This is a genomic window from Nitrospira lenta (genome assembly GCF_900403705.1).
Classification (GTDB): domain Bacteria; phylum Nitrospirota; class Nitrospiria; order Nitrospirales; family Nitrospiraceae; genus Nitrospira_D; species Nitrospira_D lenta.
This window is the reverse complement of the sequence record NZ_OUNR01000001.1, coordinates 950352-974400: the sequence shown is the minus strand read 5'-3', so window position 1 is coordinate 974400 and position 24049 is coordinate 950352. Positions and strand designations below refer to the sequence as shown.

The 24049-nt window shown below is 56.9% G+C and carries 23 protein-coding genes and 1 tRNA gene; 17 read left to right on the top strand and 7 right to left on the bottom strand.

The window, feature by feature from the left end; translation table 11 throughout:
- Nucleotides 1-11 precede the first annotated feature (11 nt).
- The 4 genes from rsmB to pheT are packed head-to-tail and all read left to right on the top strand — an operon-like array spanning nucleotide 12 to nucleotide 5452.
- Entirely contained in the window at nucleotides 12-1439 is a 1428-nt protein-coding gene (gene rsmB / locus NITLEN_RS04670) for a 16S rRNA (cytosine(967)-C(5))-methyltransferase RsmB (protein WP_245924387.1), read from the top strand.
- Entirely contained in the window at nucleotides 1436-2140 is a 705-nt protein-coding gene (gene rpe, locus NITLEN_RS04665) for a ribulose-phosphate 3-epimerase (RefSeq protein WP_121988395.1), read from the top strand. The genes rsmB and rpe overlap by 4 nt, the downstream gene beginning before the upstream one ends.
- Nucleotides 2141-2150: 10 nt before the next feature.
- Nucleotides 2151-3716 (top strand): phenylalanine--tRNA ligase subunit alpha, encoded by a 1566-nt coding sequence (pheS, locus tag NITLEN_RS04660; RefSeq protein ID WP_181416632.1) that lies wholly within the window; start codon nucleotides 2151-2153, stop codon nucleotides 3714-3716.
- 8 nt (nucleotides 3717-3724) lie between these two features.
- A complete protein-coding gene (pheT, locus tag NITLEN_RS04655) occupies nucleotides 3725-5452 on the top strand; it encodes a phenylalanine--tRNA ligase subunit beta (protein WP_121988393.1) in 1728 nt (575 codons plus the stop codon).
- Between the two features lie 372 nt (nucleotides 5453-5824).
- Here pheT and rplT read toward each other — a convergent pair whose 3' ends face one another.
- From rplT to NITLEN_RS04620, 7 genes are all read right to left on the bottom strand, one after another.
- Complete coding sequence (rplT, locus tag NITLEN_RS04650; protein WP_121988392.1) at nucleotides 5825-6193, bottom strand: 50S ribosomal protein L20; 369 nt, start codon at nucleotides 6191-6193, stop codon at nucleotides 5825-5827.
- Between the two features lie 43 nt (nucleotides 6194-6236).
- Nucleotides 6237-6437 (bottom strand): 50S ribosomal protein L35, encoded by a 201-nt coding sequence (gene rpmI / locus NITLEN_RS04645; protein WP_121988565.1) that lies wholly within the window; start codon nucleotides 6435-6437, stop codon nucleotides 6237-6239.
- Nucleotides 6438-6476: 39 nt separating this feature from the next.
- On the bottom strand, nucleotides 6477-6968 hold the full coding sequence (gene infC / locus NITLEN_RS04640) for a translation initiation factor IF-3 (RefSeq protein WP_245924379.1): 492 nt from the start codon (nucleotides 6966-6968) through the stop codon (nucleotides 6477-6479).
- Between the two features lie 28 nt (nucleotides 6969-6996).
- Entirely contained in the window at nucleotides 6997-8928 is a 1932-nt protein-coding gene (gene thrS, locus NITLEN_RS04635) for a threonine--tRNA ligase (RefSeq protein WP_121988390.1), read from the bottom strand.
- Between the two features lie 82 nt (nucleotides 8929-9010).
- Nucleotides 9011-9085, bottom strand: a tRNA-Val gene (locus NITLEN_RS04630).
- A 131-nt stretch (nucleotides 9086-9216) separates the two neighbouring features.
- Nucleotides 9217-9489, bottom strand: a complete 273-nt coding sequence (locus tag NITLEN_RS04625; RefSeq protein ID WP_121988389.1) for an HU family DNA-binding protein — start codon at nucleotides 9487-9489, stop codon at nucleotides 9217-9219.
- Nucleotides 9490-9591: 102 nt separating this feature from the next.
- Nucleotides 9592-10182, bottom strand: coding sequence for a helix-turn-helix domain-containing protein (locus NITLEN_RS04620; protein WP_245924378.1), 591 nt, complete (start codon nucleotides 10180-10182; stop codon nucleotides 9592-9594).
- Between the two features lie 300 nt (nucleotides 10183-10482).
- Here NITLEN_RS04620 and NITLEN_RS04615 point away from each other — a divergent pair, with 300 nt between their 5' ends.
- From NITLEN_RS04615 to ruvB, 13 genes are all read left to right on the top strand, one after another.
- Nucleotides 10483-10932, top strand: coding sequence for an RrF2 family transcriptional regulator (locus tag NITLEN_RS04615; RefSeq protein WP_121988387.1), 450 nt, complete (start codon nucleotides 10483-10485; stop codon nucleotides 10930-10932).
- 60 nt (nucleotides 10933-10992) lie between these two features.
- Entirely contained in the window at nucleotides 10993-13485 is a 2493-nt protein-coding gene (locus NITLEN_RS04610) for a sulfurtransferase TusA family protein (protein WP_121988386.1), read from the top strand.
- Between the two features lie 18 nt (nucleotides 13486-13503).
- Nucleotides 13504-14220, top strand: coding sequence for a phosphoadenylyl-sulfate reductase (locus NITLEN_RS04605; RefSeq protein WP_219999381.1), 717 nt, complete (start codon nucleotides 13504-13506; stop codon nucleotides 14218-14220).
- A gap of 1 nt (nucleotide 14221) precedes the next feature.
- Nucleotides 14222-15274, top strand: coding sequence for an anthranilate phosphoribosyltransferase (gene trpD / locus NITLEN_RS04600; protein ID WP_121988385.1), 1053 nt, complete (start codon nucleotides 14222-14224; stop codon nucleotides 15272-15274).
- A 21-nt stretch (nucleotides 15275-15295) separates the two neighbouring features.
- Nucleotides 15296-16093, top strand: coding sequence for a sulfate adenylyltransferase subunit CysD (gene cysD, locus NITLEN_RS04595; RefSeq protein WP_121988384.1), 798 nt, complete (start codon nucleotides 15296-15298; stop codon nucleotides 16091-16093).
- 155 nt (nucleotides 16094-16248) lie between these two features.
- Entirely contained in the window at nucleotides 16249-18093 is a 1845-nt protein-coding gene (locus NITLEN_RS04590; RefSeq protein WP_121988383.1) for a GTP-binding protein, read from the top strand.
- A 139-nt stretch (nucleotides 18094-18232) separates the two neighbouring features.
- The gene (locus tag NITLEN_RS04585) at nucleotides 18233-19153 is read left to right on the top strand and encodes an Mrp/NBP35 family ATP-binding protein (RefSeq protein ID WP_121988382.1); all 921 of its coding nucleotides are present in this window, start codon (nucleotides 18233-18235) and stop codon (nucleotides 19151-19153) included.
- Between the two features lie 16 nt (nucleotides 19154-19169).
- Nucleotides 19170-19925 carry a PCP reductase family protein gene (locus NITLEN_RS04580; RefSeq protein ID WP_121988381.1) on the top strand — a complete coding sequence of 252 codons (756 nt, stop codon included), beginning with the start codon at nucleotides 19170-19172 and terminating at the stop codon, nucleotides 19923-19925.
- Between the two features lie 11 nt (nucleotides 19926-19936).
- Nucleotides 19937-20785, top strand: coding sequence for a hypothetical protein (locus NITLEN_RS04575; protein ID WP_146216098.1), 849 nt, complete (start codon nucleotides 19937-19939; stop codon nucleotides 20783-20785).
- A 136-nt stretch (nucleotides 20786-20921) separates the two neighbouring features.
- The gene (locus NITLEN_RS04570) at nucleotides 20922-21680 is read left to right on the top strand and encodes a YebC/PmpR family DNA-binding transcriptional regulator (RefSeq protein WP_121988379.1); all 759 of its coding nucleotides are present in this window, start codon (nucleotides 20922-20924) and stop codon (nucleotides 21678-21680) included.
- A 47-nt stretch (nucleotides 21681-21727) separates the two neighbouring features.
- Nucleotides 21728-22336 carry a Holliday junction branch migration protein RuvA gene (gene ruvA / locus NITLEN_RS04565; protein ID WP_121988378.1) on the top strand — a complete coding sequence of 203 codons (609 nt, stop codon included), beginning with the start codon at nucleotides 21728-21730 and terminating at the stop codon, nucleotides 22334-22336.
- A gap of 3 nt (nucleotides 22337-22339) precedes the next feature.
- Nucleotides 22340-22819 carry a hypothetical protein gene (locus tag NITLEN_RS04560; protein WP_146216097.1) on the top strand — a complete coding sequence of 160 codons (480 nt, stop codon included), beginning with the start codon at nucleotides 22340-22342 and terminating at the stop codon, nucleotides 22817-22819.
- Nucleotides 22820-22834: 15 nt separating this feature from the next.
- Nucleotides 22835-23839, top strand: coding sequence for a Holliday junction branch migration DNA helicase RuvB (gene ruvB, locus NITLEN_RS04555; RefSeq protein ID WP_121988376.1), 1005 nt, complete (start codon nucleotides 22835-22837; stop codon nucleotides 23837-23839).
- Nucleotides 23840-24049: the final 210 nt, after the last annotated feature.

Genomic DNA, 24049 nt, shown 5'->3' with positions numbered 1-24049 from the left:
TCGGCCGCATCATGTCTTCTCCTCCCACCTCAAAACCATCTCTCCCCCCTTCTGCCAGGGCCCGCGCGCTGGCCGTCCTGTTGACTCAGCACAAATCAGGCGATCCACTCGATGAAGTGTGCACTCGTTTGTGGGATCGCCAGGCAATGGATAGCCGTGATCGGGCCTTTGCCATGGAATTAGTCTATGGAGTGTTGCGGCGTCAGGAGACGCTTGATTGGCGTTTGGAGCCGGCACTGAAGAAACCCTTGCCCCGGCTCCCGCTGATGGTGCAGATGCTACTGCGGATGGGGATGTATCAGTTGGCTTATATGGATCGTGTCCCGGCTTCTGCGGCGGTAAACGAATCCGTGAATCTGGCAAAGGCCAACAAGGCCCAGCTCGGGCGAGATTGGAGCGGGTTGGTCAATGCTGTGTTACGGAGTGTGACGCGTCTGCCGGAACGTCCGTTCCCAGAGCTCCAACCGGATCCGGCCGGAGCGCTCTCGATCCGTTATGCGGTGCCGCAGTGGCTCTGTGCCCGCTGGGTCGAACAGATGGGAGTTGAGCGGGCGGAGGCCGCTTGTCAAACAGTGAGCACCGTTCCGGCCTTGACGCTGCGCGTCAATCGTCAGCGAGTGGGCCGTGACGCATTTCTTGAACAGCTCGTCGGCGCGGGGATTGCCGCCCGACAGACAACCGTCAGCCCCGTTGGGGTGATTCTCGAAGAAGGGCGGGCCGTCACGACGATCCCGGGATTTCAAGACGGATTGTTCTATGTCGAAGACGAAGCGGCGCAACTTATTCCACTCATACTGGATCCACAGCCTGACGAACACATTCTCGATGTCTGTGCGGCCCCTGGAGGAAAGACCACTCACCTGGCCGAGCTGATGTCCAATCGTGGTCAGATCGTGGCCATGGATCGTCATGCCGCGCGACTACAGGTCTTGAAGGAGAACTGCCAGCGGCTTGGTGCGACGATTATTGCCCCACTTGTGGCAGATGCGAGAGAGTTGGGGATGGTGGTCTCTCGCCAGGCAACAGATCTACAAATTCCGTCGCCGGGTGTATTTGATCGTATCCTGGTTGATGCGCCGTGTAGCGGCATGGGGGTATTGCGGCGCCACCCTGATGCGAAGGGTCAAAAAGATACCGAGATGTTTGTCCGTCATCACACTTTACAGAGAGAGATCCTCGAACGGGCTTCCTCTGTCTTGCGGCCCGGCGGGGTGCTGGTCTATAGTACCTGCTCGACGGAACCGGAAGAGACTGAAGCCGTCATCGCCCGGTTTTGTCAGGACCATTCAGATTGTGTTCGCGAGTCCATCATGCCGTGGCTTCCCGCTTCCGCTTTTCCCTTTGTTACGGAGCAGGGTGCGCTGTCCACGATGGGAAATGCTCTCGGTATGGACGGGTTCTATGCCGTCCGGCTGAGAAAGATACAAGGTTCTCTATGAGCAGTTCGGTATTAATTTCCCCCTCGATCCTCGCCGCCGATTTTGTGCGTCTGGCTGATGAAATTGCGGCTGTGGAACAAGCCGGAGCGGATCTGCTTCACATCGATGTGATGGACGGGCATTTCGTGCCGAACCTCACCATTGGCCCTCCGGTCATCGAGTCGATCAAGAAGGTCACTAAGCTGCCGCTCGATGTGCACCTGATGATCACCAATGCCGATACGTTTATTCCTGAATTTGTGGCTGCCGGGGCTAACTACATCACGGTGCATGTCGAAGCCTGTCCCCATCTCCATCGGACGATTCAATCGATCAAGGAGCGCGGCGTCAAGGCGGGCGTGACGCTCAATCCTGCGACGCCGGTCAGTGTATTGCAGGAGATTTTAGCCGACGTCGATCTGGTCTTAGTCATGTCGGTGAATCCAGGATTCGGCGGGCAGAAGTTTATTCCGTCTGTCTTGAAAAAGATCGTCGCGATTCGGGAGATGTTGGATCGTCTCCAAAGCCGGGCGTTACTCGAAGTCGACGGCGGGGTGAAACCCGACAATGCCGCGCAGATCATTGCGGCGGGAGCCACTGTTCTGGTCGCAGGCTCGGCGATTTTTGCGAGCCGGGACTATGCCGGCACCATTGCGGCGCTGCGGACCGCGGGGCAGCCGGCCGCCTCAACCACCACCTCTCGCGCCGCTTCCCTTCGATAGGGTATTCAGGGTGAATACTTCCGCACTCATCGACAGCCTGCATCCTCTTGAAATCAGAGTCATCATCGCGCTCGGGTCCCGTCCCGCCGACACGGTTCTGGAAACTGAATCGTTGGCCGCCGCCGCTGAATTAGAGCCGTCTCAGCTGAGCATGGCGATCGAGTGGTTGCTCGCAAAGTCCCTGCTCGTGGTCCACGCTGAAACCGTGACGCCGATCGTGTCCCTGACGAAGGTGGGCGAACAATATGTCAGTGGCGCGTCACCGATTGAGCGAGTCTTCTCGGCCGCGCGCGAGGTGACCAGTACAGGGAAGCGGCTGACCATTCCCGATCTCCAAGCGCAGGATGGATTAGATCCGTCCGATGTCAGCAAAGCGGTTGGACGGTTGAAAAAAGAAGGGGTGTTATTAATCGTCCAGGGCGGCTGTATTGAATCGACTGGCCGCCCCAGCCCTACGGTTGAGGCGATCCGTGTGTTACTGCAACAGGTGAACGAGGCCTCTCGTGAGCTGAAGAGTTTTCCCGAGGCGCACCGCCAGGTGATCGAAGATTATGCCGTCAAGCGTGGAAACGCCAAAGAACCATTCCGTGTGGATGATCGGGTCACTCGATCGTTCAGGCTCTCTCCTGCCGGAGTAGCAGCGGCGGAGCACCTCGCCAAGGAGGGGGTGGCGGAAGAAGTTTCGCAGTTGACGCCTGAGCTGTTGAAAGACGGCAGCTGGCGGAATAAGCGGTTCCGCAAATATACCATCAGTCTACGCGCCCCCCGCATCGGGACCGGGAAGAAGCATCCCTATCGTGAATTTCTCGATACCGTGAAGACGAAGCTCGTGAGCATGGGCTTTCAGGAAATGCGCGGCTCGTTGGTGGAAACGGAATTCTGGAACATGGACGCGCTCTTCATGCCGCAGTTCCATCCGGCCCGCGATGTTCACGACGTGTACTTTGTGAAGCATCCGACGCATGCCGCGAAGATCGCGGAGCCGTTTCTGTCGCGCGTGATGCAGGCTCATCAGGATGGCGGCAAGACCGGCTCCACCGGATGGAAGTATGCGTTCAATGCCGAACGGGCAAAGCGGCTTGTCTTGCGGAGTCAGGGGACCGCGGTCTCGGCAAGGACGCTGGCGTCGGTGCCGGCTGTGCCAGGGAAATATTTTTCGATTGCCCGCTGCTTTCGCTACGATCAAGTCGATGCCACGCATGCCACCGACTTTTTTCAGGTCGAAGGCATTGTGCTGGGCGAGGACATTAACTTCCGTACCCTGCTTGGCTTGCTGAATCTCTTTGCGCGTGAAGTGGCTCAGGCCAAGGAAGTGAAATTCCTGCCGGCCTATTTCCCCTTTACCGAACCGTCGGTCGAGATGCACGTGCGGCATTCGCGCTTGGGGTGGATGGAGCTGGGCGGAGCGGGGTTGTTTCGGGCTGAAGTCACCTTGCCGTTGGGCGTGACCGTGCCGGTTATTGCCTGGGGGCTGGGGCTGGATCGCATGGCGATGGTGGCGCTCGGCATTCACGATATTCGTGAATTATTCACTGACAATCTGGACTTGATCCGGACCACAAGAGGCATCTTCTAGCGCACGCCATGCCGACGATTTCTATTTTCAAAGACGATCTCGAAACCCTGCTGGCCCTCGGCGGCCGTGCCAAGGGCTCGGTCTCGCCAGTTTCGATCGAGCAATTGGAAGACTGGCTGATGCTGGTGAAGGGTGAGCTCAAGGGGCATAACCAGGAAACCGGCGAGTTGCGCATTGAATTGCAAGACAGCAATCGGCCTGATCTCTGGTGTTGCGAGGGCATCGCCCGGCAAATCCGTATCAAGCAACAGGGGAAGCTCAAGCCCTATCCTTTCTTTTCTAAGAAGGCGAAGAAGGGGCACGCTCTCATTGTCGCACCAGGACTTGAACAGGTGCGTCCCTATGTCGCTGCGTGCACAGCCAGGGGGTACCGGGTTACCGAAGAAGGATTGGCCCAGCTCATTCAGACGCAGGAGAAGCTGGCGGATATCTTCGGGCACAAGCGAAAGACCGTCTCGATCGGGATCTACCAACTATCGAAGATTGTGTTCCCGGTCACCTATGAGTTGGTCAAGCCGGATCAGGCGAAGTTCACCCCGCTGGGGATGGAGACCGTGATGACCCTGGCGGAAATCCTTATGGTTCATCCAAAAGGATTGGAGCATGGGCATATCTTAGCCGGGCAAAGCCGTTTGCCGATTCTCCGCGACGCGAAGAATCAACCCTTGTCGTTCCCGCCGATTATCAACAGCCGGGAGGTGGGGGAAGTGCGGGTGGGGGATGATGAATTGTTTGTCGAAGTGACCGGGACCGATCAGTTGATGGTCGTTCTCACGTTGAATATCTTTGCCGCCAACCTTGCCGATCGCGGCGCCACGATAGAACCGATTGAAGTGCAGTATCCCAAAACGACCCCGTTGGGTAAACGGGTTGTCACGCCACAGGATCTCGGAAATTCCAAAACGATTCAGCTCAAGACCATCGAGCAGGCACTGGGTCAGAAGCTCGGTGTGAAGGTGGTGAAGCAGGCGCTCGAAGTCTATGGCTATGAGGTCTCAGCGGGAAAGGGAGCGGTTAAGGCGAAGTTGCCGCCCTATCGGCAGGATCTGATGCACGCGATGGATGTGGTCGAAGATGTCGCGATCAGCCGTGGCTATGGAGAATTCGCCCCGGTCATGCCGGCGCAATTCACCGTGGGAGGGCTCTCGCGGATCGAGCAGACTTCCGATCGGGCGCGTGAGCTCATGGTTGGGTTGGGATTCCAGGAAATCATCTCCAACATTATGGGATCACCGGAAAGCTATCGCGATACGATGCGTCTGGCTGAGACAGAGTGGGGACGGATGGTCGAAGTGGAGAATGCCATGACTCTCACCTTCTCCTGCCTGCGCCAATGGATGTTGCCCTCTCTCCTGCGGGTCGAAGCGGCCTCTAATCGAGCCTTCTATCCGCACCGTCTGTTCGAAGCCGGCGATGTGGCGATCCCTGATCCCACGCATGAGCTAGGCTCGCGCACGGAGACGGTGTTGGGTGCGGTCATCGCTCATGCAACTGCCCACTTCTCGGAAATCCATTCATGCCTCGATATCCTGTTCTACCATTTGGGTAAAGAGTACAGCTTGGAGCCGGTCCAGCATCCGTCCTTCCTAGAAGGCCGCGCAGGGCGCATCGTCGTCGCAGGCAAACCCATCGGCGTTATCGGCGAAGTCCATCCCGAAGTCCTTGAACGCTGGCAGATCACCGTGCCGGCCGTTTCCTTCGATGTGAACCTGTCGCAATTGGCTGATCTGAGCTAATTGTTTTGTAGCCCGGCCCTCTCATTTTGCTTCCTTTGAATTCCCGCTAAAGGCGGTCACATCCTGAGACGTAAGGGTATCGACTTGGCGCAAGCGATAGCCTTTGAGCTAGTGTTCGATTATCCCCTGCGACTATTCGTCTCGCGGCTGTCCGCGATTTGAATTCGTGGTAAATGATCGCCGACATTTTCTCATGGCTGAGATATGAATGTAGGCGACCGGACAAATCAAAAAAATGTAGCCGACAAGCATCCGATCGAAGGCTTTGGGGGGAGGGATTGCTGACGCTGATAAGTTGAAGGAGGGCGACAGTGTGTCGCCCTCCGAGATCAGAGAAACTGCTTGAATTCGTAGTGCCGAGGAACGGCTGAATTACGCCGCGATCGGAGTCAGGTGTTGCTTGGCCAGTCCGACCAACTTCTCAAAGCCAGCGGCATCCTTGATCGCCATGTCGGAGAGGACTTTGCGATCCAGCAGGATTTCTGCTTTCTTGAGGGCATTGATAAACCGACCGTAGGTCAGTCCCTGTGCCCGGACGGCTGCGCTGATGCGTGCAATCCACAAACGCCGGAAGTCACGCTTCCGATTCTTTCGTCCGTCATACGCGTATTGCTGTCCCTTATCAACTGATTCAGTCGCTGATCGGAACAACCGGCTTTTTGCGCCGTACTGTCCCTTTGCTAGTTTCAGCCGCTTCTTCCGTCTCGCTCTAGTTTTCGGTCCACCTTTTGCGCGGGGCATGACTCAATACTCCTTTTATCCGTGAGGGTCGCTTTTTAAGAGCTTAGTTATACGGCAAGAGGCGGTTCAAAGACAAGGTGGAAGTAGCATCCACCACGGCGGTTCTGCTTAACCGGCGCTTTTGATCGCTTTTCTTATGGCTTAACAAATGCCGCTTTCCGGCTTTCCGTCGGACAATTTTCCCACTTCCAGTGCGGGAAAATCGCTTTTTGGCCCCTTTGTGTGTCTTGGCTTTGGTTTTCATCGAATCCATCCTCTCCGTTTGTAAGCTGCAAGCATATCCCTAATTTTTTGGTGCCACGATCATGATGAGGCTGCGGCCTTCCATGCGTGGGGCATACTCAATGGTTCCGGTTTCAGTCATTTCGGCGATCACCATATTCATCAGTGACCGGCCCATCTCTTGATTGGCCATTTCACGGCCACGAAACGTCAATGTGACCTTGGTCTTGTTCCCGTCAGCCAAAAATTCCTTGATCTGACGGATCTTGATGCCTAAGTCGTGCTTATCGGTGCGCGGCCGAAGCTTGATTTCTTTGACCTGGGTCGACTTTTGGTGACGTCGATTCTGATGGTCCTTCTTGCTGAGCTCGAATTTGTATTTGCCGTAATCCATGATCCGGCAAACCGGCGGCGCTGCCGTCGGAGCAACTTCCACGAGGTCGTAGCCGCCCTCCTGGGCCTGGCGCAACGCGTCTGGCGTGGGGAGGATCCCCAGTTGCTCTCCTTCGGGACCGATGACTCGAACCTCTCGCACTCGAATTTCGCGGTTCACGCGCAGTTTGGGGACGATAACCCACCTCTTAGTGTGTTGGTTGTAGCTCCGGCTGCGCGCGCGTGACGTCGTTCCTGAGAAGATCGATCACTGCAGCCCCTGTCATATTGCCGAGATTTGCCCCGCTCCGTCCCCTGACGGAGAGCGTGCCGCTCTGGACTTCCCGATCCCCCGCCACGAGCATGTAGGGGACCTTGGCTTTCTCCGCTTCGCGAATCTTAAAGCCGATTTTTTCGTTGCGCAGATCGGCATCAGCCCGAAACCCTGCGGCTTTCAACTGAGCGACGACGGTGTTCACATATTCGCGCTGGTTGTCAGTGATGGCCATGACCACGACTTGGACTGGTGCCAGCCAGGTCGGGAAGGCCCCGCCATAGTGCTCGACGAGAATGCCGAAAAAGCGTTCGATGGATCCCATCAAGGCCCGATGGATCATGATGGGCTGGTGAGATTTTCCATCCTCGCCGATATAGCTGAGCTCAAACCGTTCAGGATTGTTGAAGTCTACCTGAATGGTCGAGCATTGCCAGGATCGGCCAAGGGCGTCCTTGATCTTAATGTCGATTTTGGGTCCGTAGAAGGCGCCGCCACCCTCATCCAAATGGAAGGCGATCCCTCGGCTCTTGAGCGCCCCCTCCAGTGAATCTGTCGCGAGAATCCATTTGTCATCCGAGCCGACTGACTTTTCGGGTCTGGTTGACAGGAAAATCTCAAAGTCGGCGAAGCCGAACGATTTTAAGACAAAAAAGGTGAAGTCCAGTACTCGGCTGACTTCATCTTGAATCTGATCGGGCCGGCAAAAGAGGTGCGCATCATCTTGCGTGAAGCCGCGGACGCGCAACAGGCCATGCAGGACCCCCGTGCGTTCATACCGATACACCGTACCAAGCTCGCCGTAGCGGATAGGGAGATCCCGATAGCTCCGCAAGTGCGACTTGTAAATCATGATGTGGTAGGGGCAGTTCATCGGCTTGAGCTGGTACTCGCTGCCTTCCAGCTTCATCGGGGCAAACATATTTTCCCGATAGTAGTCCACGTGACCGCTTGTCTTCCACAAATCGAGCCGCGCAATGTGGGGCGAGTAGACCAAATCGTAGCCGTCTTTGATGTGCTGTTCGCGCCAGAAATTCTCGATCAAGAGCCGTACGAGAGCGCCCTTCGGATGCCAGAGAACTAAGCCTGGACCGATTTCATCTTGGATGGTAATCAGATCGAGTTCTTTTCCGACCTTGCGATGATCGCGGCGTTTGATCTCTTCCAGGCGCGCTAAATAGGCGTCGAGTTCGGCCTGGGTCGGGAAGGACGTTCCGTAGATCCGTTGCAACATCGGGTTGCGCTCATCTCCGCGCCAGTAGGCGCCGGCGGTCGTCAGGAGCTTAAATGCGCCGACGTGACCGGTGGCGGGGAGGTGAGGTCCGCGACAGAGATCAACAAACTCGCCCTGGCTATAGGCCGTGATCGGCTCATGCTCAGGGAATCCTTGGATCAATTCGACTTTGTAAGCTTCGCCGCGGGATTGGAAAAACTGAATGGCTTCTTGTTTCGACAGTTCTTTCCTGGTGACCGGCAGGTTCCGTTTGATGATCTCGCGGACGCGAGCCTCGATTTTCTCGAGATCTTCCGGCGTAAAAGGCCGCTCAAAGGCGAAGTCGTAAAAGAAACTATCTTCAAGCGCCGGACCGATGGTGACCTGTGCCGTGGGAAATACTTCTTTCACGGCCTGCGCCATGATGTGGGTGCTGCTATGGCGGTAAACCTCTCGCCCTTCAGCCGAATCGAACCGGACTGGCTCTATGACAGCGTCTTCAGTCAGCGGCCGTGACAGATCAACAACGATTCCATTGACTTTGGCGGCGAGGACATCGGATCCGACCGATAGGCCGCAGGCCTTCAAGGCCGCTCCCACGGTCTGTCCTTTTTCCAGGACCTGGCTATTCCCGCCTTTGAGAGTGATCTTCATACGTCCGAGTGCTTTTCTTATCCAAACAAAAACAACAAAGGCATTCCGCCGCCTCAAGGCAAACGGATGCCCCTAGCCGAAATGGTAGGCGCGGACGGTCTTGAACCGTCGACCTTTACCGTGTCAAGGTAACGCTCTCCCCCTGAGCTACGCGCCTATTGTCCGGGTGGGCATGCTAATATAGGCCTGCCCACACTGTCAAGAAATGCAAAAGAGAAGGCGGACTCCTTCCGCTGCTTCTGGAAGGCCCCGCCTTCTCTTTATGTTACCGAATACGCAACGAAGTCGTTACTTGACTGCCGAACGCAGTTCCTTCCCTGCAGAGAACTTCGGGACCTTGGCGGCAGGAATTTTGAGTGATTCTCCTGTGCGCGGGTTCCTGCCCATCCGTGCCTTCCGCTTGGAAATCGTAAAGGTACCGAAGTTCACCAGAGAAACGCGCTGCCCTTTTTTTAGCGACGTGGTAACGGCGCCGGTAAAGGCTTGCAGTGCAGTACCCGCTGCGACTTTGGTGATTCCTGCGGAGGCTGCCATCTTCGCAATCAGCTCTTCCTTGGTCATCAGTCCCCTCCTTGGTTATGAATGAATGAGGATGCCGAACGCCTGAAGCTGTTTCCATTGTCCGGGCGAATGTCCGGGCGAATCTTCTGTTGCACTGCCGCACTAGGAGGAGCCGGTGGTTTTTACGCGACTCCGCTTCAATGGAATATGGAGATTCGTAATTTTCTTTCTCAACGTATTTCGATTGAGGCCCAGTAATTCAGCCGCTTGAATTTGATTGCCTTGAGTTTCGCGTAGCGCAGAGGAGATCAGGGGGCGCTCGACGGCGGAAATCAGCATCGGATGAAGATTCTTGGCCGCGCCGTTATGCATCCCCTTCACGAAATCACCCATTTTCTGGTCGAGGAAGTCTTCCAATGAGAGGTCGTGTCCTTTGCCCTTCTGGGATTCCTCGTGGCGCTGGCTCATCATTTGGATCATAGCCGGAGCCCGCTTCAGCACCGTCCGTGATCCCACGATGACCAAAGTTTGTGCGGGATCAATCTGAACGGGAAGTACTTCGGAGAGGCCCTGCCCAGTGTGAGCTTCCACCACTACAGCATCATAGGGGAGTTTCGGGAGATCTTTAGGGAGCGAGTCGGCATCCTGAACCATTGTGACGGAGGCATTCCCGAAAACGGCTTTGAAGTGAGCGTGGACATCGGCATCCGCCGTCAGTAACAGAATGGAAAAAGCCGATGTGGGAACCGACATGCGGGCACCATGCGAAGAAGAGGGCGGAATTATTGCCCAGGGCCGGCATGATGTCAATTGGATATTTCCCCTGCGTGAGGCGGTCATGAGTAAATTGGGGTGAGCGTCGCGCGCGGTTTTCACTGCGTCACGGAAAAGCGCTGTGCATAATTTTCAGAGTAAGAGTCTCCCAGACTGAGTTGGACGCGAGTCCTTTATGCAAACATCGAGTTTTTCGCAAGAGCAAAGACGGCTGCTTGACAGGCGGGAGTTGAGAGCGGTATATGTCTGAATGATCAATTCCTACCGGAATTATCAAGAATGAAAGTGTCGCATCGTGCAACATACGGAATATTGGCTGCTGTCGACCTCGCCATGAATGGGAAGGAAGTCCCTATCCAGGCGCGAACCATCGCCAGACGGCAATCTATTCCAGTGCGATTTCTCGAGCAAGTGCTGCATGCCATGAAAAAGGCCGGTCTTGTCGATAGCACGCGGGGTGCACAGGGGGGCTATCTCCTCCTGCGTGCTCCATCCGAACTATCGGTGGCCGATTTGCTCGAAGCGCTTGATGGACCGGTGTTTCATGACGCCTCACAAAATGGGGCCGGGCAGAATCGGCGCGATACGAGAGAGCAGCTCTTGCTCGGGGCGGTGTGGGAAAAAGTGCATCAAGCCGAACGAAGTGTCCTCTCTGCGATCACGATTGATCAATTAGTCGATCGCCAAAGGGAGCTCGATCAGCAACAGAATCCCATGTATCACATCTAAACTGACGGAGCGGTTTCGGCGGCAGGGTGGTATCTCTGTCGCGGCAAGGGAGGAATATATATGAGTCCCCAAGATCAGCTGACCATACCGGAGATCAAAACCTCTCCGATTCCTCCTGCCTTGCTCGAGGAAATCGAAACGTTTGAAGCGGAAGCGCTTCGTACCATGGCTGGGGAAGTATCGATCGATCTCTTCAAGCCATTCCGATTGCAATATGGAATCTACGGGCAGCGTCAGCCGGGTGTGCAGATGGTCCGTATCAAGATCCCGTTCGGAGGCATCTCGGCCAATCAGCTTCGGCGAGTGGCAGAACTGGCTGATCGCCACGCTACCGCCGTCGGGCATGTCACGACGCGCCAGGACATTCAGCTGCACTTCGTGGAATTGAAAGATGTCCCCACAATTATGCGCGGCCTGGCTGAAGTCGGGCTGACGACGCGTGAGGCCTGCGCCAATACCGTCCGCAACGTGACGGCCTGCCATCTGGCCGGGGTCTGCCAGGGGGAAGTCTTCGATGTGACGCCTTACGCGAAGACCATCGCGTATCACCTGTTGCGCAATCCCTTGAATCAAAGTCTGCCGAGAAAATTCAAGATCGCGCTTTCAGGTTGCAAGCAGGACTGCGCCCTGACCCCGATCCATGACGTCGGGTTGCTGGCAGCCAAGCGAGCCGACGGGACGATCGGGTTCCGCATGGTAGCAGGCGGCGGGTTGGGGTCGGCTCCGCGTATGGCACAAGTGCTGCGTGAATTTACCCCGATGGAAGAATTGTTGCCGAGCATTGAAGCCGTCATTAAGGTGTTCGATACGCTCGGGAACCGCAAGAACCGCAACAAAGCCCGTATGAAATTTGTCATCGAGAAGCTGGGTTTCGATGAATTCAAGCGACGATGGGAAGCCGCCTACGAATCGATGGGATATGCCCGTCCATCACACGAGCCCATCGCGTTGCTCACCCATGCGGACGAGCCCACGCCACTCATCATGCCGACGCGCAATGGGTCAGGTCCGTCGTCGTTGAATGGCAATGGAGCCGGTCATGGCATCGGTCATGAAACTCCGTTTGAAATGTGGAAGCGGACGAACGTCGTCAAGCAGAAGCAGCCCGGGTACGTCACAGCGGCAATCAAGCTTTTTATGGGCGATCTGACATCCGAGCAGATGTTGTGTGTCGCTGACCTCGCCGAGCGGTACGCCAATGGAAATATTCGGACCACCATCAACCAGAACATGGTGATTCGGTGGATCCCGGAGTCGCAGATCGAATCGCTGTACGGCGAGCTCTCTACTCAAGGGCTTTCCGATCCAGGCGCAGAGTTGGTGGAAGACATCATCGCTTGCCCAGGGACCGATACCTGTGGTCTGGGGATTACCTCATCAAAGGGGTTGGCGCGGGCGCTGGCCGAAGTCTTTCCGGCCGGGCGTGTTCCTGAAGACCTGTCCGATGTGAGTGTCAAAATTAGCGGATGCCACAACTCCTGCGCACAACATCACATCTCGACAATCGGGCTACATGGTGTCGGGAAGCGGTTGGGGGAACATGTCGCGCCTCATTATGAATTGCATCTGGGGGGGCAAGTGGATGGCACTCCGAAGATCGGGCAGATGACGGTTAAGCTGCCGGCGAAGGCTGTGCCGGCCGCCCTGTCGCATCTTGTCACCGTGTATCGGCGGGATCGCCTGCCGAAGGAAAACCTGTCCGCGTTCGTTGCGCGCGCCGGAAAAAATAAACTCAAGGACGAGCTGATTCCCTACACCATCGTCCCGGCCTACAAGGACGATCCAACCTTCTACTATGACTGGGAAGGTGAAGCGGAATTCATTCTTGAGGACTTGGGGCCCGGCGAGTGCGCAGGCGGCGCGCTGGAAATGATTGAGAACGGTATCCTCGAAGCAGACCAGGAGCTGTATCAGGCCAAACTGCTGGTCGAGAACCATCAGTATTCCGTGTCGGTGAATAAGTCGTATCGTGCGGTCCTGGCGGCGGCCAAAGCGATGTTGGTCACAGAGGGGCTTGAGCCGTCGACCGACTCGGAAACGTTCATTGAGTTCGATAGCCGGATTGCGCAGAAGGGGATCATCCCGGCGCAGTATCGCGAGCTCAATAAGAAGGTCGGCGATCTCGGCCCCAAAGATACGACGGCGGAGTCGGCGCGTGAAAAAATGGCTTTCGCGAAGGGATTTGTGGATGCCTGCCGTGCTGCGACAGAGCAGATGGGGAAAGACCTCAAGCTTGCGCCGACCCAAGAGGCGGCGGCTCCTGTGAAGGAAGTGGCGGCAGCGGCACCGGTTGCGCCAGCCGCTCCTGCACCAACGGGGGCGCCGGTCTACGATCTCCGGGGTGTCGCGTGCCCGCTGAATTATGTCAAGACGAAGCTCAAACTCGAAATGATGGATGCGGGTGAAAAGCTGGAAGTCTGGCTGGACGCCGGTGAGCCGATCAAGAATGTTCCGATGAGCTTGAAGAACGACGGACATCTCGTGCTGCTTCAGGAAGCGCTGGAGCCGGAGGCCGCGCATTATCGCGTCCTCGTGGAAAAGGTCGAAGGCTAAGGGAGTCAGGGTACGATCATGGCCAGCGGCGGAAGTCCAGAGATGGTGGCGGAACTGAAGCGTGCGAGCGACGCGTTCGAATCTCAGCAGCCGCAAGAGGTGTTGAAGGACGCGATCAAGCGGTTCGCTCCGAAGATTGTCGTCGCCTGCAGTTTCGGTGCGGAAGATGTGGTGTTGGTCGACATGGTGCATCGCATCGATCCCTCGATTCCGCTGTTCTATTTGGATACGGATTTTCTGTTTCCAGAAACCTATGAGACCCGTGATCGCATCATTCAGCAGTATGCGCTGAAGCCGGCACAGGTCATTCAGGTGCAGTCGCTGCTGACGCCGGATCAGCAGGTGGCGCAACATGGGCCGGCGCTCTGGTCGACCGAGCCGGATCGCTGCTGCCAGTTGCGGAAGGTGGAACCGCTGACGCGTGTTTTGAAAGGGTACGACGCCTGGATTACCGGCATCCGCCGGGATCAGTCGCCGACGAGAGCCAACGCGGGGTTGATCGAATGGGACAGCAAGTTCCAACTGGTCAAAGTGAATCCGTTGGCGCGCTGGACCTGGGCGGACGTCTGGACCTACATCAAGGTCTACGAAGTTCCCTACAATCCGTTGCATGATCAGAATTATCCGAGTATCGGGTGCACCCATTGCACCGCTCCGGTGGCGCCGGGTGAAGATCCGCGTGCCGGACGTTGGAAAACTTTTACCAAGACCGAGTGTGGGCTCCACAAAACCTAATATGCCTATTCAAGACTTTATTGCGAAAATCGCCAAGGGGCCCAAAGCCTCCAAAGATCTGACCTGGGATGAATCCAAGCAGGTGATGAAACTGTTGATCGAAGGCCAGGCCACGCAGGCGCAGATCGGCGCCTTTCTCATGGCGATGCGCTTTAAGATGGAATCGGTCTCCGAGTTGGCGGCCTTTACGGCAGCGGCGCGTGCGTACGTTGCTCCGCTGTCGATTCCCAAAGAGCTGGCCGTGGTGGATGTGCCGAGCTATGCGGGAAAATCAGAGACCTTTCACGGGTTGATTGCCGGCGCGATCGTAGCGGCGGCGGCGGGTGCGGCGATCGTGATGCACGGCTATGACGGCATTCCCGGTCGCCCTGGCGCCGCGGGTGTTTTGAAAGCGCTCGGGATTCCAATCGACCTGGATCCGAAGATGGCCGGTGAGCACGTCACAAAAAAGGGATTCGTCTATCTCGATATCGGAATGTATCATCCGCCGCTCTATCGGTTCCTGGAGATGCGCCAGGAAATTGGGGTGCGCAATCTTTTTCATCCGATCGCCCGCTTGCTAAATCCGTCGCGGGCGGCCGCACAAGTGGTCGGCTTATCGCATCCGCCTCATTTTGAAAAAACGGCGGAAGTGTTGCGGATGTTGGGCTGCCCGCGCGCCTTAGTCATTCGTGGCGTGGAAGGCGATCCGGAATTGTCCGTCACGGCAGCGACCCGGGTGCTGGAGTTGCGGGATGAGCGGATCACGCCGTTGGGGATTTCGCCGAAGGATTGCGGTGTGGCGCTGGGCACCTCTCGCGACATGGCCGGGTTTCCCCCGGGGCAGCAGGATAAGGAAGCAGAGTTGCTGCGGCGGATCATTCAGAATCAGATTTCGGGCGGTCCGAAAGATTGGGTTCTGATGAATGCGGCGTTGCTGCTGTATGCCGCAGGCAAAGGGGCTACGCTGCCGGCCTGTTTGCCGATCGCACGCGTCGCGCTTGAAAGCGGCGCCGCCGGGCGCAAGCTGGACGAGTTGGTGCAGGCGCCTCTGGCAGGAAGTAAACGGGGATAATAAAGAGAAAGGTCGCCGGTCGTGAACCATCTTCGTCAGTTAGAAGATCAAAGCGTCTACATTCTTCGCGAGGCCTACAAGAGTTTCGACAACCTGGGCATGCTCTGGTCGATGGGTAAAGATTCGACGGTGCTGCTCTGGCTTGCCCGCAAAGCCTTCTTCGGACAGGTGCCCTTTCCGTTACTCCACGTCGATACGAGCTACAAAATTCCGGCCATGATCGAATACCGCGATCGGATTGCGCGGGAATGGCGTCTGGATTTGGTGGTGGGCCAAAACAAGGAAGCCTTGGCGGCGGGCATGAATCATACGATGGGCCGGGTCGCCTGTTGTACCGCCCTCAAGACGAACGGACTGAAACAACTGATCGAGCAGAAGGGGTACACCGGTATCATTCTTGGTGTGCGAGCGGACGAAGAGGGAACGAGAGCGAAGGAGCGGTATTTTTCGCCCCGCGATAAGCATGGCGACTGGGACTTCCGCGATCAGCCGCCCGAACTCTGGAATCAGTTCAAGACAACCTTCCCGCCTGGTACCCATATTCGCATCCATCCGTTGCTGGATTGGACTGAGATTAATATCTGGGAGTACATCAAGTACGAAAATATTCCCTTCATGGACTTGTATCTCGACAAGGGCGATGGCACTCGCTACCGGAGCCTCGGTTGCGCACCCTGCACCACGCCCATCAAGTCGACCGCGAAGACGGTCGACGAGATCATCAACGAATTGCGTCACACGACAGTCGCCGAACGGGCCGGCCGCGCGCAGGATGAAGGGCGTGGCATGGAGTTGCTACGAAAAGACGGGTACATGTAACGAGGATGATGAAAAAGGCCCCCAACTTCGTTCTCGGCTCATCGAAATCCTCAACGTACCGCAGAGTGTACGTTTCCGGTTTCGACTCGCCTCGGGCCTTGTTGGATGGCTTTTTTGATCATCCTCTCTAAGACTTAAGATGGATTAAGGTAACCATGGACAATCAAACACAGAAGCCCTCGGAAAGTCTGAACATCGTCATTGTCGGACACGTCGATCACGGTAAGTCTACCTTGTTGGGGCGGCTCTATGCCGACACCGGGTCATTGCCTGATGGCAAGCTCGAGAAGGTGCAGGCGATTTGTCGCCAGCAAGGCAAAGAGTTTGAGTATGCCTTCCTGTTCGATGCTTTCCTCGAAGAACAGGAACAAGGAATTACGATCGATACGGCGCGGACCTTCTTCAACTGGAAGGGGCGCCAGTACATCATCATTGACGCACCGGGCCACAAAGAGTTTCTCAAGAACATGATCTCGGGCGCAGCGCGGGCGGAAGCGGCGTTGCTGCTGATCGATGCGCTGGAGGGAGTGAAGGAGCAATCCAAGAAGCATGGCTATCTGCTGTCGCTGCTGGGCGTCCGGCAGTTCGCCGTGGTCGTCAACAAGATGGACTTGGTCGGTTATCGGCAGGATGTGTTTGACGGTATCGAGAAAGAATATCGGGAGTTTCTTGGTCAGTTCAAAGCCGTGCCGGAATGTATTATTCCGGTGAGCGCCAAGCTTGGCGACAACATCGCGAATCGCAGCGCCAATATGGCGTGGTACACCGGCCCGACGGTCCTGGACCAGCTAAGTCGTTTCAAGAAGGAAGCGGCACAATCGGAGCAGCCGCTGCGGTTCCCCGTCCAGGACGTGTACAAATTCGACGCACGTCGGATCATTGCTGGCCGCATTACCGCCGGGAAGCTAAAAGTCGGCGATCATCTGGTGTTCTCCCCGTCGAACAAGCGGGCCAATATACGGTCCGTCGAAGCCTTTAATATCGATCCGCCGCCGACGGAGGGCTATGCCGGTCAGTCGATCGGCATTACGCTCGATGAGCAGATCTTTGTGGAGCGCGGTGAAATCGCGACGCATCAGGACCAGTTGCCGTCCGTCTCGACGGCCTTCAGGGCCAATCTGTTCTGGTTGGGGAAGCGCCCGCTGGAGCGCGGCCGTAAATATCAGTTGCGCGTCGCCAACAAGGAAGTCGACTGCGAAGTAGCCACCATTCACCGGATTATCGATACGATGGATCTGGCGCAGCAACAAGGCAGCACGACCGTGAATAAGAATCAGGTCGCTGAATTGACGCTGCGGACGAAGACGCCGGTGGCCTTCGACTTGTCTGCTTCGTTTGAAGCGACCGGGCGGTTTGTCTTAGTCGATGAATATGATATCGCCGGCGGCGGGATCGTCACGGAACTGATTCACGATGATCAGGAGTTTCTGCGGGAGGAGGCCCGCCGTCGAGATTTCGCGTGGGTCAAGGGCGAAGTCGGCATCGAGGACCGTGCGCGGCAGTATGGGCATCGCGCCGCTATCGTATTGTTTACCGGCGGGCGACATACGGGCAAGTCCTTGCTTGCCAGGCAGTTGGAAGGACGGCTGGTGGGCGACGGGCGGCATGCCTATCTGCTGGATGGAGAGAATCTTCGCCGCGGGCTCGACGCAGATTTGACGGATGAGGAGCGAGGGCAGACCGATGAAATGGCCAGGCGGTATGGTGAAGTCGCCCGTCTGCTGATGGATACCGGTTTGATTGTGGTCTCCACTACGAATCCATTCGGGGCGCACTATAAGGAAGCCGTGCAGGCGATCAGAACGCTCGTCCATCCGGCTCCCGTCATTGCGGTGCACATGAGCAAGACCAGCGAAGAGCCGCCACAGAATACTGACATTGTTTTGAGTGGACCGACGGATCTCGACAAAGCCACCAAACAAATTATGGAGGAGCTCAAGAAGCGGGGCGTGCTGGCCGAAGCCATCGGAGCTAAGCCGACTTTCCAATATTCGATTTAGTCGAGCGCGCTGAATCGTGAGGGGATTGCGGAGATCATTTTTCTTCCGCACCCCCACCGTTTGCGTGGTTTGACTCCCCAGAAACCCCTGTGTTACCGTACCGCCCTGCATCGTTTGACCTGTGAATAGAAAGACTTGTATGGCAGCCGACAAAGACCTCAAGACCATTCTTGGCAAGCTAAAGTATTCCGATGATGCCAAGGTCGTCGAACAGATAACCGAGCAGACCAAACAGGTCCATGCCCGCTTAGCCGGCATCAAGTACAAGCTGGCTGTCATGAGCGGGAAGGGTGGTGTCGGCAAGAGTATGACGACGGTCAACTTGGCGCTGGCATTTGCCCGCCAGGGTGCGAAAGTCGGGCTGCTGGATGTCGATTTGAACGGGCCCTGCGTGCCGCGCATGCTCGGGCTGCATGGGCAAGTGTTGAAGATGACCCCGGCAGGGGCGATTCCTCCGGTCGGTCCGCTCGGTGTGAAAGTAGCGTCGATGGATTTTTTCCTCGGCGATGCCTCGCCGGTCCGGTGGAAGGGGCCGATGGATGTGAGCCCGGTCTGGCTCGGGTTGATGGAAATGAATGTGATCCGGGAGTTTCTCGCCGACGTGATGTGGGGCGAACTGGATTACTTGCTCGCCGATCTGCCTCCCGGGGCGGCCGCCGATAAGCCGCCGGTCATTGCCGGGTTTATCCCGGACCTAGCCGGAGCCATCGTGGTGACGACACCATCAGAAGTGGCCTCCGATGTGGTGCAGAAATCGGTCACCTATGCGCGCGACATGGGCATCAAGGTTTTGGGCATCGTCGAAAATATGAGCGAGTACCGGTGTCCGTCCTGCGGTGAAGTCAATGAACTGTTTGAAGGCAACACCGAAGCGATGTGTGAAGCGCTTGATCTTCCGCTTCTTGGGCGGGTCCCGTTTGACCGAAAACTAGCCCGCACGTTCGATAAGGGCCAGCCGCTGCTTGACGAAACGTACCCGACCATTCAGCGGTACCAGGAGATAGCCGGGCGGATCCGCACGCTGCTCGATTACAAAAAGGTGTTGGCGGATAAGCTGTGATGCGAGAGGAGTTCCTATGAAATTTGTTTGTCTCAATTGCGAAACTTATATGAATTTCGAAAAGGTTGAAAAGCCTGGCGAGGGCGCGCTCGGCGTCTTTTTCGGCTGTCCATCGTGCAACGCCAAGTTCTCGATGGTGACCAATCCAGGCGAAACGCAGATGGTCAGTTCACTCGGCGTCAAATTTGGCGGTCGCACGGTGGCGGCTGAGCCGTTTGAAATGACGCGCGGCACGCTCAAGGATGAAGCCCAAGCCGGTGCCGGGCAGATGGGCGCGTATTTGAATGAAAGAATTCAGGGCGGGCAGCCGGTGGCGACATCGACGGCGACTCCGGACAAAGCCGGAGAAAAAGCGAGCGGCGGGTGTCCCTTCTCCGCGATGGTCGCGGAAATGGGATTGACGGGTACCGGAAAGCCCGGTAACGGAACCGCCCCCGCACCCTCAGATTTTACGTGGACGGCCGATGCCAAAGAAAAGCTCGATCGGTTGCCGGCATTCGTGAAGCCGATGGTGCAGAGCAGCGTCGAAGCCTATGCCAGGAAGAATGGGTTCAAATCCATTACGCTCCAAGTCATGGACGATTCCAAGACCGACTCGCCGAACGGGATGACCTGGTCGCGCGAGGCCGAGCAGCGGCTGGAGAACATCCCGGACTTCATTCGGCCCATGGCGAGAAAAGAGATTGAACGCGTGGCCAAAGAGCGTGGCTTGGTGACAATCACCGCACAAGTCATGGACGAGACCAAAGACAAGTTTATGAAGTTTATGTAAGTAGGAGTTTCATGTCGCAGGGTTCACCTAGGCCCATCCGGATTCCCGGATGGGCCTTTCCTTTAGCCTCAGTGTTAGGCACCTCCATCCGGTCAAACCCTGTCCGGATGTGGGTGCTCTGTTGCTCGCTCGTCGCCCTGCTGGTAGGCCTGGACGGCGGTCTCCTCTTCGCTCAGCATGGTGAGCCTGGTCACGAAGCGGCTGCCGTGGGTTCCTCGGAGCATGGCCACGATCATCACGGACTCACTCTTTCACCGGATAGCTGGGAAGGATCGAATGCCGGTATGGCCTATTCGGAGTTCAATCATCATCTCGCCGGACTTTTTGTACTCCTGATCGGATTTTCTGAGATGGCGCAGGCGCTGCGATCTTCCTCCCTTAGCTGGGCGAGAATGCTCCTGCCTGCCGCCTTGCTGGGCATGGCGGCGTTTCTCTTGATCTGGAGCGATCACGAAGCCTGGCCCATCGGCCCACTGAGTTTCGCGGAAACATTCTTCGGTAACGATCATGAAATCCTCCAGCATAAAGCCTATGGTCTCCTTGCCTTGGCCGTCGGACTCATTGAGCTGTATCGGCGTCTTGATCGGTTGGATCACGTCGGTTGGCTCGTCCCGCTCCCGTTATTCGCCATGATCGGCGGGATCATGCTGTTCGCGCATTCCCATGGCGCTCATCCTGCCGCCCAGAAGATTGCCATGCACCATGCCGTGATGGGCACCTTGGCGGTGTCGGCTGGTTCCAGCAGGCTGGCTTCAGCATGGAAAGGCGTCTTCATGGGGTGGTCTCGTTCCCGTTGGGAGAAGGTCTGGGCGGGTCTCATTCTGCTCATCGGATTCCAGCTTCTTTTTTATTCCGAATAACCCGTGTCATGTCTGTACGCCGCCCGATTGATTGACTCCTTTCAAAGGCCTATGCTACGTCTACGATGGTGAGGGATCAGCCGTTGGCAGCGGCTTCACACCGGTTACGCGTTTCAAAGACGTAGACGAGGGACATATGGGTGGACATAGCCATTGGGCGACAATCAAGCGGTATAAGGGTGCGCAGGACGTCAAGCGCGGAAAGGTTTTTACTAGAATTATTCGCGAAATCGCCATCGCTGCGCGCACCGGCGGTGATCCTGACAGCAATCCGCGTCTGCGCCTGTCGATCGCCAAGGCTAAAGAAGCCAACATGCCCGGCGACACGATTAAAAAAGCCATCCAGCGCGGCACGGGAGAGCTTCCCGGCGTGGCGTATGAGGAGTATGCGTTGGAAGGCTACGGGCCCGGTGGCACCGCGGTCTTGCTTGAAATCACCAGCGACAACCGCAACCGAACCGTGGCGGAGATCCGCAATCTTTTCACGAAGAACCATGGAAATATGGCGGAAGCAGGGGCGGTGGCCTGGCAGTTCCACAAGAAGGGCCTCCTGACGATCGACAAAGGAAAAGCCGACGAAGACCAGTTGCTCACGCTGGCACTTGAAGCTGGCGCAGAGGATGTGAAGGTGAGCGACAAAACTTTCGAAGTGATTTGCGGCACTCACGAATTCGAAGCCGTGAAAAAGGCTCTGGCTGACGCCAAGATCGAGACGACGCTCGCCGAAGTGACCTTTATTCCCCAGAATACAATCCGCCTCGAAGAAAAAGCTGCCGAACAGATGCTGAAGCTGATGGAAGCCATGGACGAACATGATGACGTCCAAAAGGTCCATGCGAATTTCGACATCTCAGAGGAAGTGATGGAGAAGGTGGCCGCGGCGGCGGCGGGATAAGTGCCGACTTGTTCAGTCGTTTTCTGCCACACGAGACGTGAGTCACGATGATCGCCTTTCTCACGGGGCGGCTGGCATTTAAGGCGCCAACCCACCTCACGTTGGATGTGCAGGGTGTGGGCTACGAAGTCCATATTCCGCTGAGTACCTACTACGCCCTGCCCAATCTCGACGAAGTCGCCGCGCTTAATATTCATACCCATCTGCGCGAAGACGCGATTCAGCTATTCGGCTTTCTTTCGCAGAGTGAGAAAGAGGCCTTTTTGCTGTTGACGACGGTCTCCGGTATTGGTCCGAAACTCGCGCTCGGTGTGTTGTCTGGGTTGCCGCTTGTCGAGCTCGTCCGTGCCATTCAATCCGAGGATGTCGAGAAGCTCGCCACGATTCCGGGGATCGGAAAGAAGACGGCGGCTCGTATCGCCCTTGAGCTCAAAGAGAAGATCGTGAAGATTCATTCCGGCCTGCCTTCCGCAACGATCGAGGAGCCAACGGTTTCGGCAGGTCCCTACGATGACGCGCTGTCGGCTCTTGTCAATCTCGGGTATCGCCCTCAAGATGTCAAAGATGCGTTGAAGCGAGTTTCCAAGACGGTCGAGCCTCAGACGGGTCTCAAAGAATTGATTCGTGAGGGTTTGAAAGAACTTGCGAGGGGGTAAACGATGAGTCTATCTACGCGCGCACGAGTGCTGGTCCGGTGTAGCTTAGTGGTGGGCTCTCTCTTGGGACTTCCGTTTGCTGGGTGGGCACAGGATGCCGGCGAGCAAAAGAGTATTCGCATGACCTGCGGAACGTGTCCCGAGGGGTACGCCACCACTGGCACCACGCAGGCTCCGTCAGTCTGTAAAGATGGAGATCCGACGCTGGTCCAGTGTGTGCCTCTTGGGGCTAACATGCTTCCCGTGTGCGGATCCTGTCCCGAGGGCTATGCGGAGATCGGCAGTTCGTCGGTTCCCTCCCGCTGCGGGAACAAGGATGGGGGGCGGTTGTCGCAATGCCAGTTGCAGAAGATGGAGCAGAATCTGCCCGACCCGACGCAAGGCGTCAAGACCTGTCCTCCTTACTGCGGGAGCGCTGCTCAACCAGGCCAGGGTGCTTTGCCGCCGGTCCCGCGTTTTCAGCAGGCTCCGGACCACAAGTAGCCGTCGCGAGATTGTATGACTGAACGGCTCCTCGCACAGCGGACCACCGACGATGACCGTAGCATGGAAAACGTGCTGCGGCCGCAGTCCTTCCACGACTACGTCGGGCAAGAGCGGATGAAAGAGTCCCTGCGCATCTGTATCGATGCGGCTTTGCAACGGAGCGAGGCGCTCGATCACACTATCTTTTACGGACCTCCCGGCCTTGGGAAGACGACAATCGCGCACATCATCGCCAAGGAAATGGGGGCGTCGCTCCGCTCAACCTCCGGGCTCGTGTTGGCGCATGCCGGCGATCTGGCGGCGATCCTCACGAATCTCCAGGCGCATGACGTACTGTTCATCGATGAAATTCACCGGCTGCCGGCGTCCGTCGAAGAGGCGCTCTATCCGGCGATGGAGGACTATCAACTCGATCTGGTCGTCGGGCAGGGGCCTGCAGCCAGAACGGTCAAGTTGGACCTTCCTCCATTCACGTTGGTCGGAGCCACGACAAAAGCGGGGGCGCTGACGTCTCCGCTCCGCGACCGGTTCGGACTCGTGTATCGCCTCGACTTCTACTCACCGACCGATCTGGAGCGGATCGTGACGCGGTCGGCCGGTGTGTTAGGCACATCGATCGATCATGCCGGTGCCGCAGAGATTGCGAGAAGAGCCCGAGGCACGCCTCGTATTGTGAATCGCTTGATCCGGCGCGTCCGGGACTATGCGCAGATTAAGGCCGAAGGGCATATCTCCAGGCAGGTTGCTCAGGAGGCCCTGGTCTGGCTGGGAGTCGACAGTGCGGGGTTTGACGATATGGATCGGAAGATCTTGATGACCATCATCGAAAAGTTCAACGGTGGACCGGTCGGAGTAGAATCCCTGGCTGCAGCGGTGCAAGAAGAGAAGGGGACTCTGGAGGATGTGTACGAGCCCTACCTCATTCAAGCCGGCTACCTCGACCGCACCGGCCGCGGCCGCCAAGCGACAAAGCTCGCCTTCGATCACTTTAGCAAGCCGACGGATCAGCTATTCTAGCGACCGAGTGGTTGAGAATCACACAGTACACGAGGGCCCCGCTCAAGTTGGAGCTGGCGCTCGATCATCGAGGCCTCGGCTCATCCAGGCCGCCGCTAGTCTCCTTTCGCAACTGATTCCTCCCGATTGCCCGTCAATCATTGATCTCCCCATGGTAGTCGCAAGCTCTTGAAAGACTGGGGAGTCTCCTTGCAATAGGCGATTCGAATC

What these genes read in the sequence shown, in the direction of transcription:
- NITLEN_RS04570 (WP_121988379.1), top strand. Translation starts at nt 20,922, where the DNA reads ATGGGTGGACATAGCCATTGGGCGACAATCAAGCGGTATAAGGGTGCG.
- rpe (WP_121988395.1), top strand. Translation starts at nt 1,436, where the DNA reads ATGAGCAGTTCGGTATTAATTTCCCCCTCGATCCTCGCCGCCGATTTT.
- pheT (WP_121988393.1), top strand. Translation starts at nt 3,725, where the DNA reads ATGCCGACGATTTCTATTTTCAAAGACGATCTCGAAACCCTGCTGGCC.
- NITLEN_RS04620 (WP_245924378.1), bottom strand. Translation starts at nt 10,182, where the DNA reads ATGTCGGTTCCCACATCGGCTTTTTCCATTCTGTTACTGACGGCGGAT.
- NITLEN_RS04605 (WP_219999381.1), top strand. Translation starts at nt 13,504, where the DNA reads ATGGCCAGCGGCGGAAGTCCAGAGATGGTGGCGGAACTGAAGCGTGCG.
- NITLEN_RS04560 (WP_146216097.1), top strand. Translation starts at nt 22,340, where the DNA reads ATGAGTCTATCTACGCGCGCACGAGTGCTGGTCCGGTGTAGCTTAGTG.
- NITLEN_RS04580 (WP_121988381.1), top strand. Translation starts at nt 19,170, where the DNA reads ATGAAATTTGTTTGTCTCAATTGCGAAACTTATATGAATTTCGAAAAG.
- rpmI (WP_121988565.1), bottom strand. Translation starts at nt 6,437, where the DNA reads ATGAAAACCAAAGCCAAGACACACAAAGGGGCCAAAAAGCGATTTTCC.
- NITLEN_RS04625 (WP_121988389.1), bottom strand. Translation starts at nt 9,489, where the DNA reads ATGACCAAGGAAGAGCTGATTGCGAAGATGGCAGCCTCCGCAGGAATC.
- rsmB (WP_245924387.1), top strand. Translation starts at nt 12, where the DNA reads ATGTCTTCTCCTCCCACCTCAAAACCATCTCTCCCCCCTTCTGCCAGG.
- rplT (WP_121988392.1), bottom strand. Translation starts at nt 6,193, where the DNA reads ATGCCCCGCGCAAAAGGTGGACCGAAAACTAGAGCGAGACGGAAGAAG.
- ruvB (WP_121988376.1), top strand. Translation starts at nt 22,835, where the DNA reads ATGACTGAACGGCTCCTCGCACAGCGGACCACCGACGATGACCGTAGC.
- NITLEN_RS04585 (WP_121988382.1), top strand. Translation starts at nt 18,233, where the DNA reads ATGGCAGCCGACAAAGACCTCAAGACCATTCTTGGCAAGCTAAAGTAT.
- ruvA (WP_121988378.1), top strand. Translation starts at nt 21,728, where the DNA reads ATGATCGCCTTTCTCACGGGGCGGCTGGCATTTAAGGCGCCAACCCAC.
- NITLEN_RS04590 (WP_121988383.1), top strand. Translation starts at nt 16,249, where the DNA reads ATGGACAATCAAACACAGAAGCCCTCGGAAAGTCTGAACATCGTCATT.
- NITLEN_RS04610 (WP_121988386.1), top strand. Translation starts at nt 10,993, where the DNA reads ATGAGTCCCCAAGATCAGCTGACCATACCGGAGATCAAAACCTCTCCG.
- NITLEN_RS04615 (WP_121988387.1), top strand. Translation starts at nt 10,483, where the DNA reads ATGAAAGTGTCGCATCGTGCAACATACGGAATATTGGCTGCTGTCGAC.
- thrS (WP_121988390.1), bottom strand. Translation starts at nt 8,928, where the DNA reads ATGAAGATCACTCTCAAAGGCGGGAATAGCCAGGTCCTGGAAAAAGGA.
- NITLEN_RS04575 (WP_146216098.1), top strand. Translation starts at nt 19,937, where the DNA reads ATGTCGCAGGGTTCACCTAGGCCCATCCGGATTCCCGGATGGGCCTTT.
- trpD (WP_121988385.1), top strand. Translation starts at nt 14,222, where the DNA reads ATGCCTATTCAAGACTTTATTGCGAAAATCGCCAAGGGGCCCAAAGCC.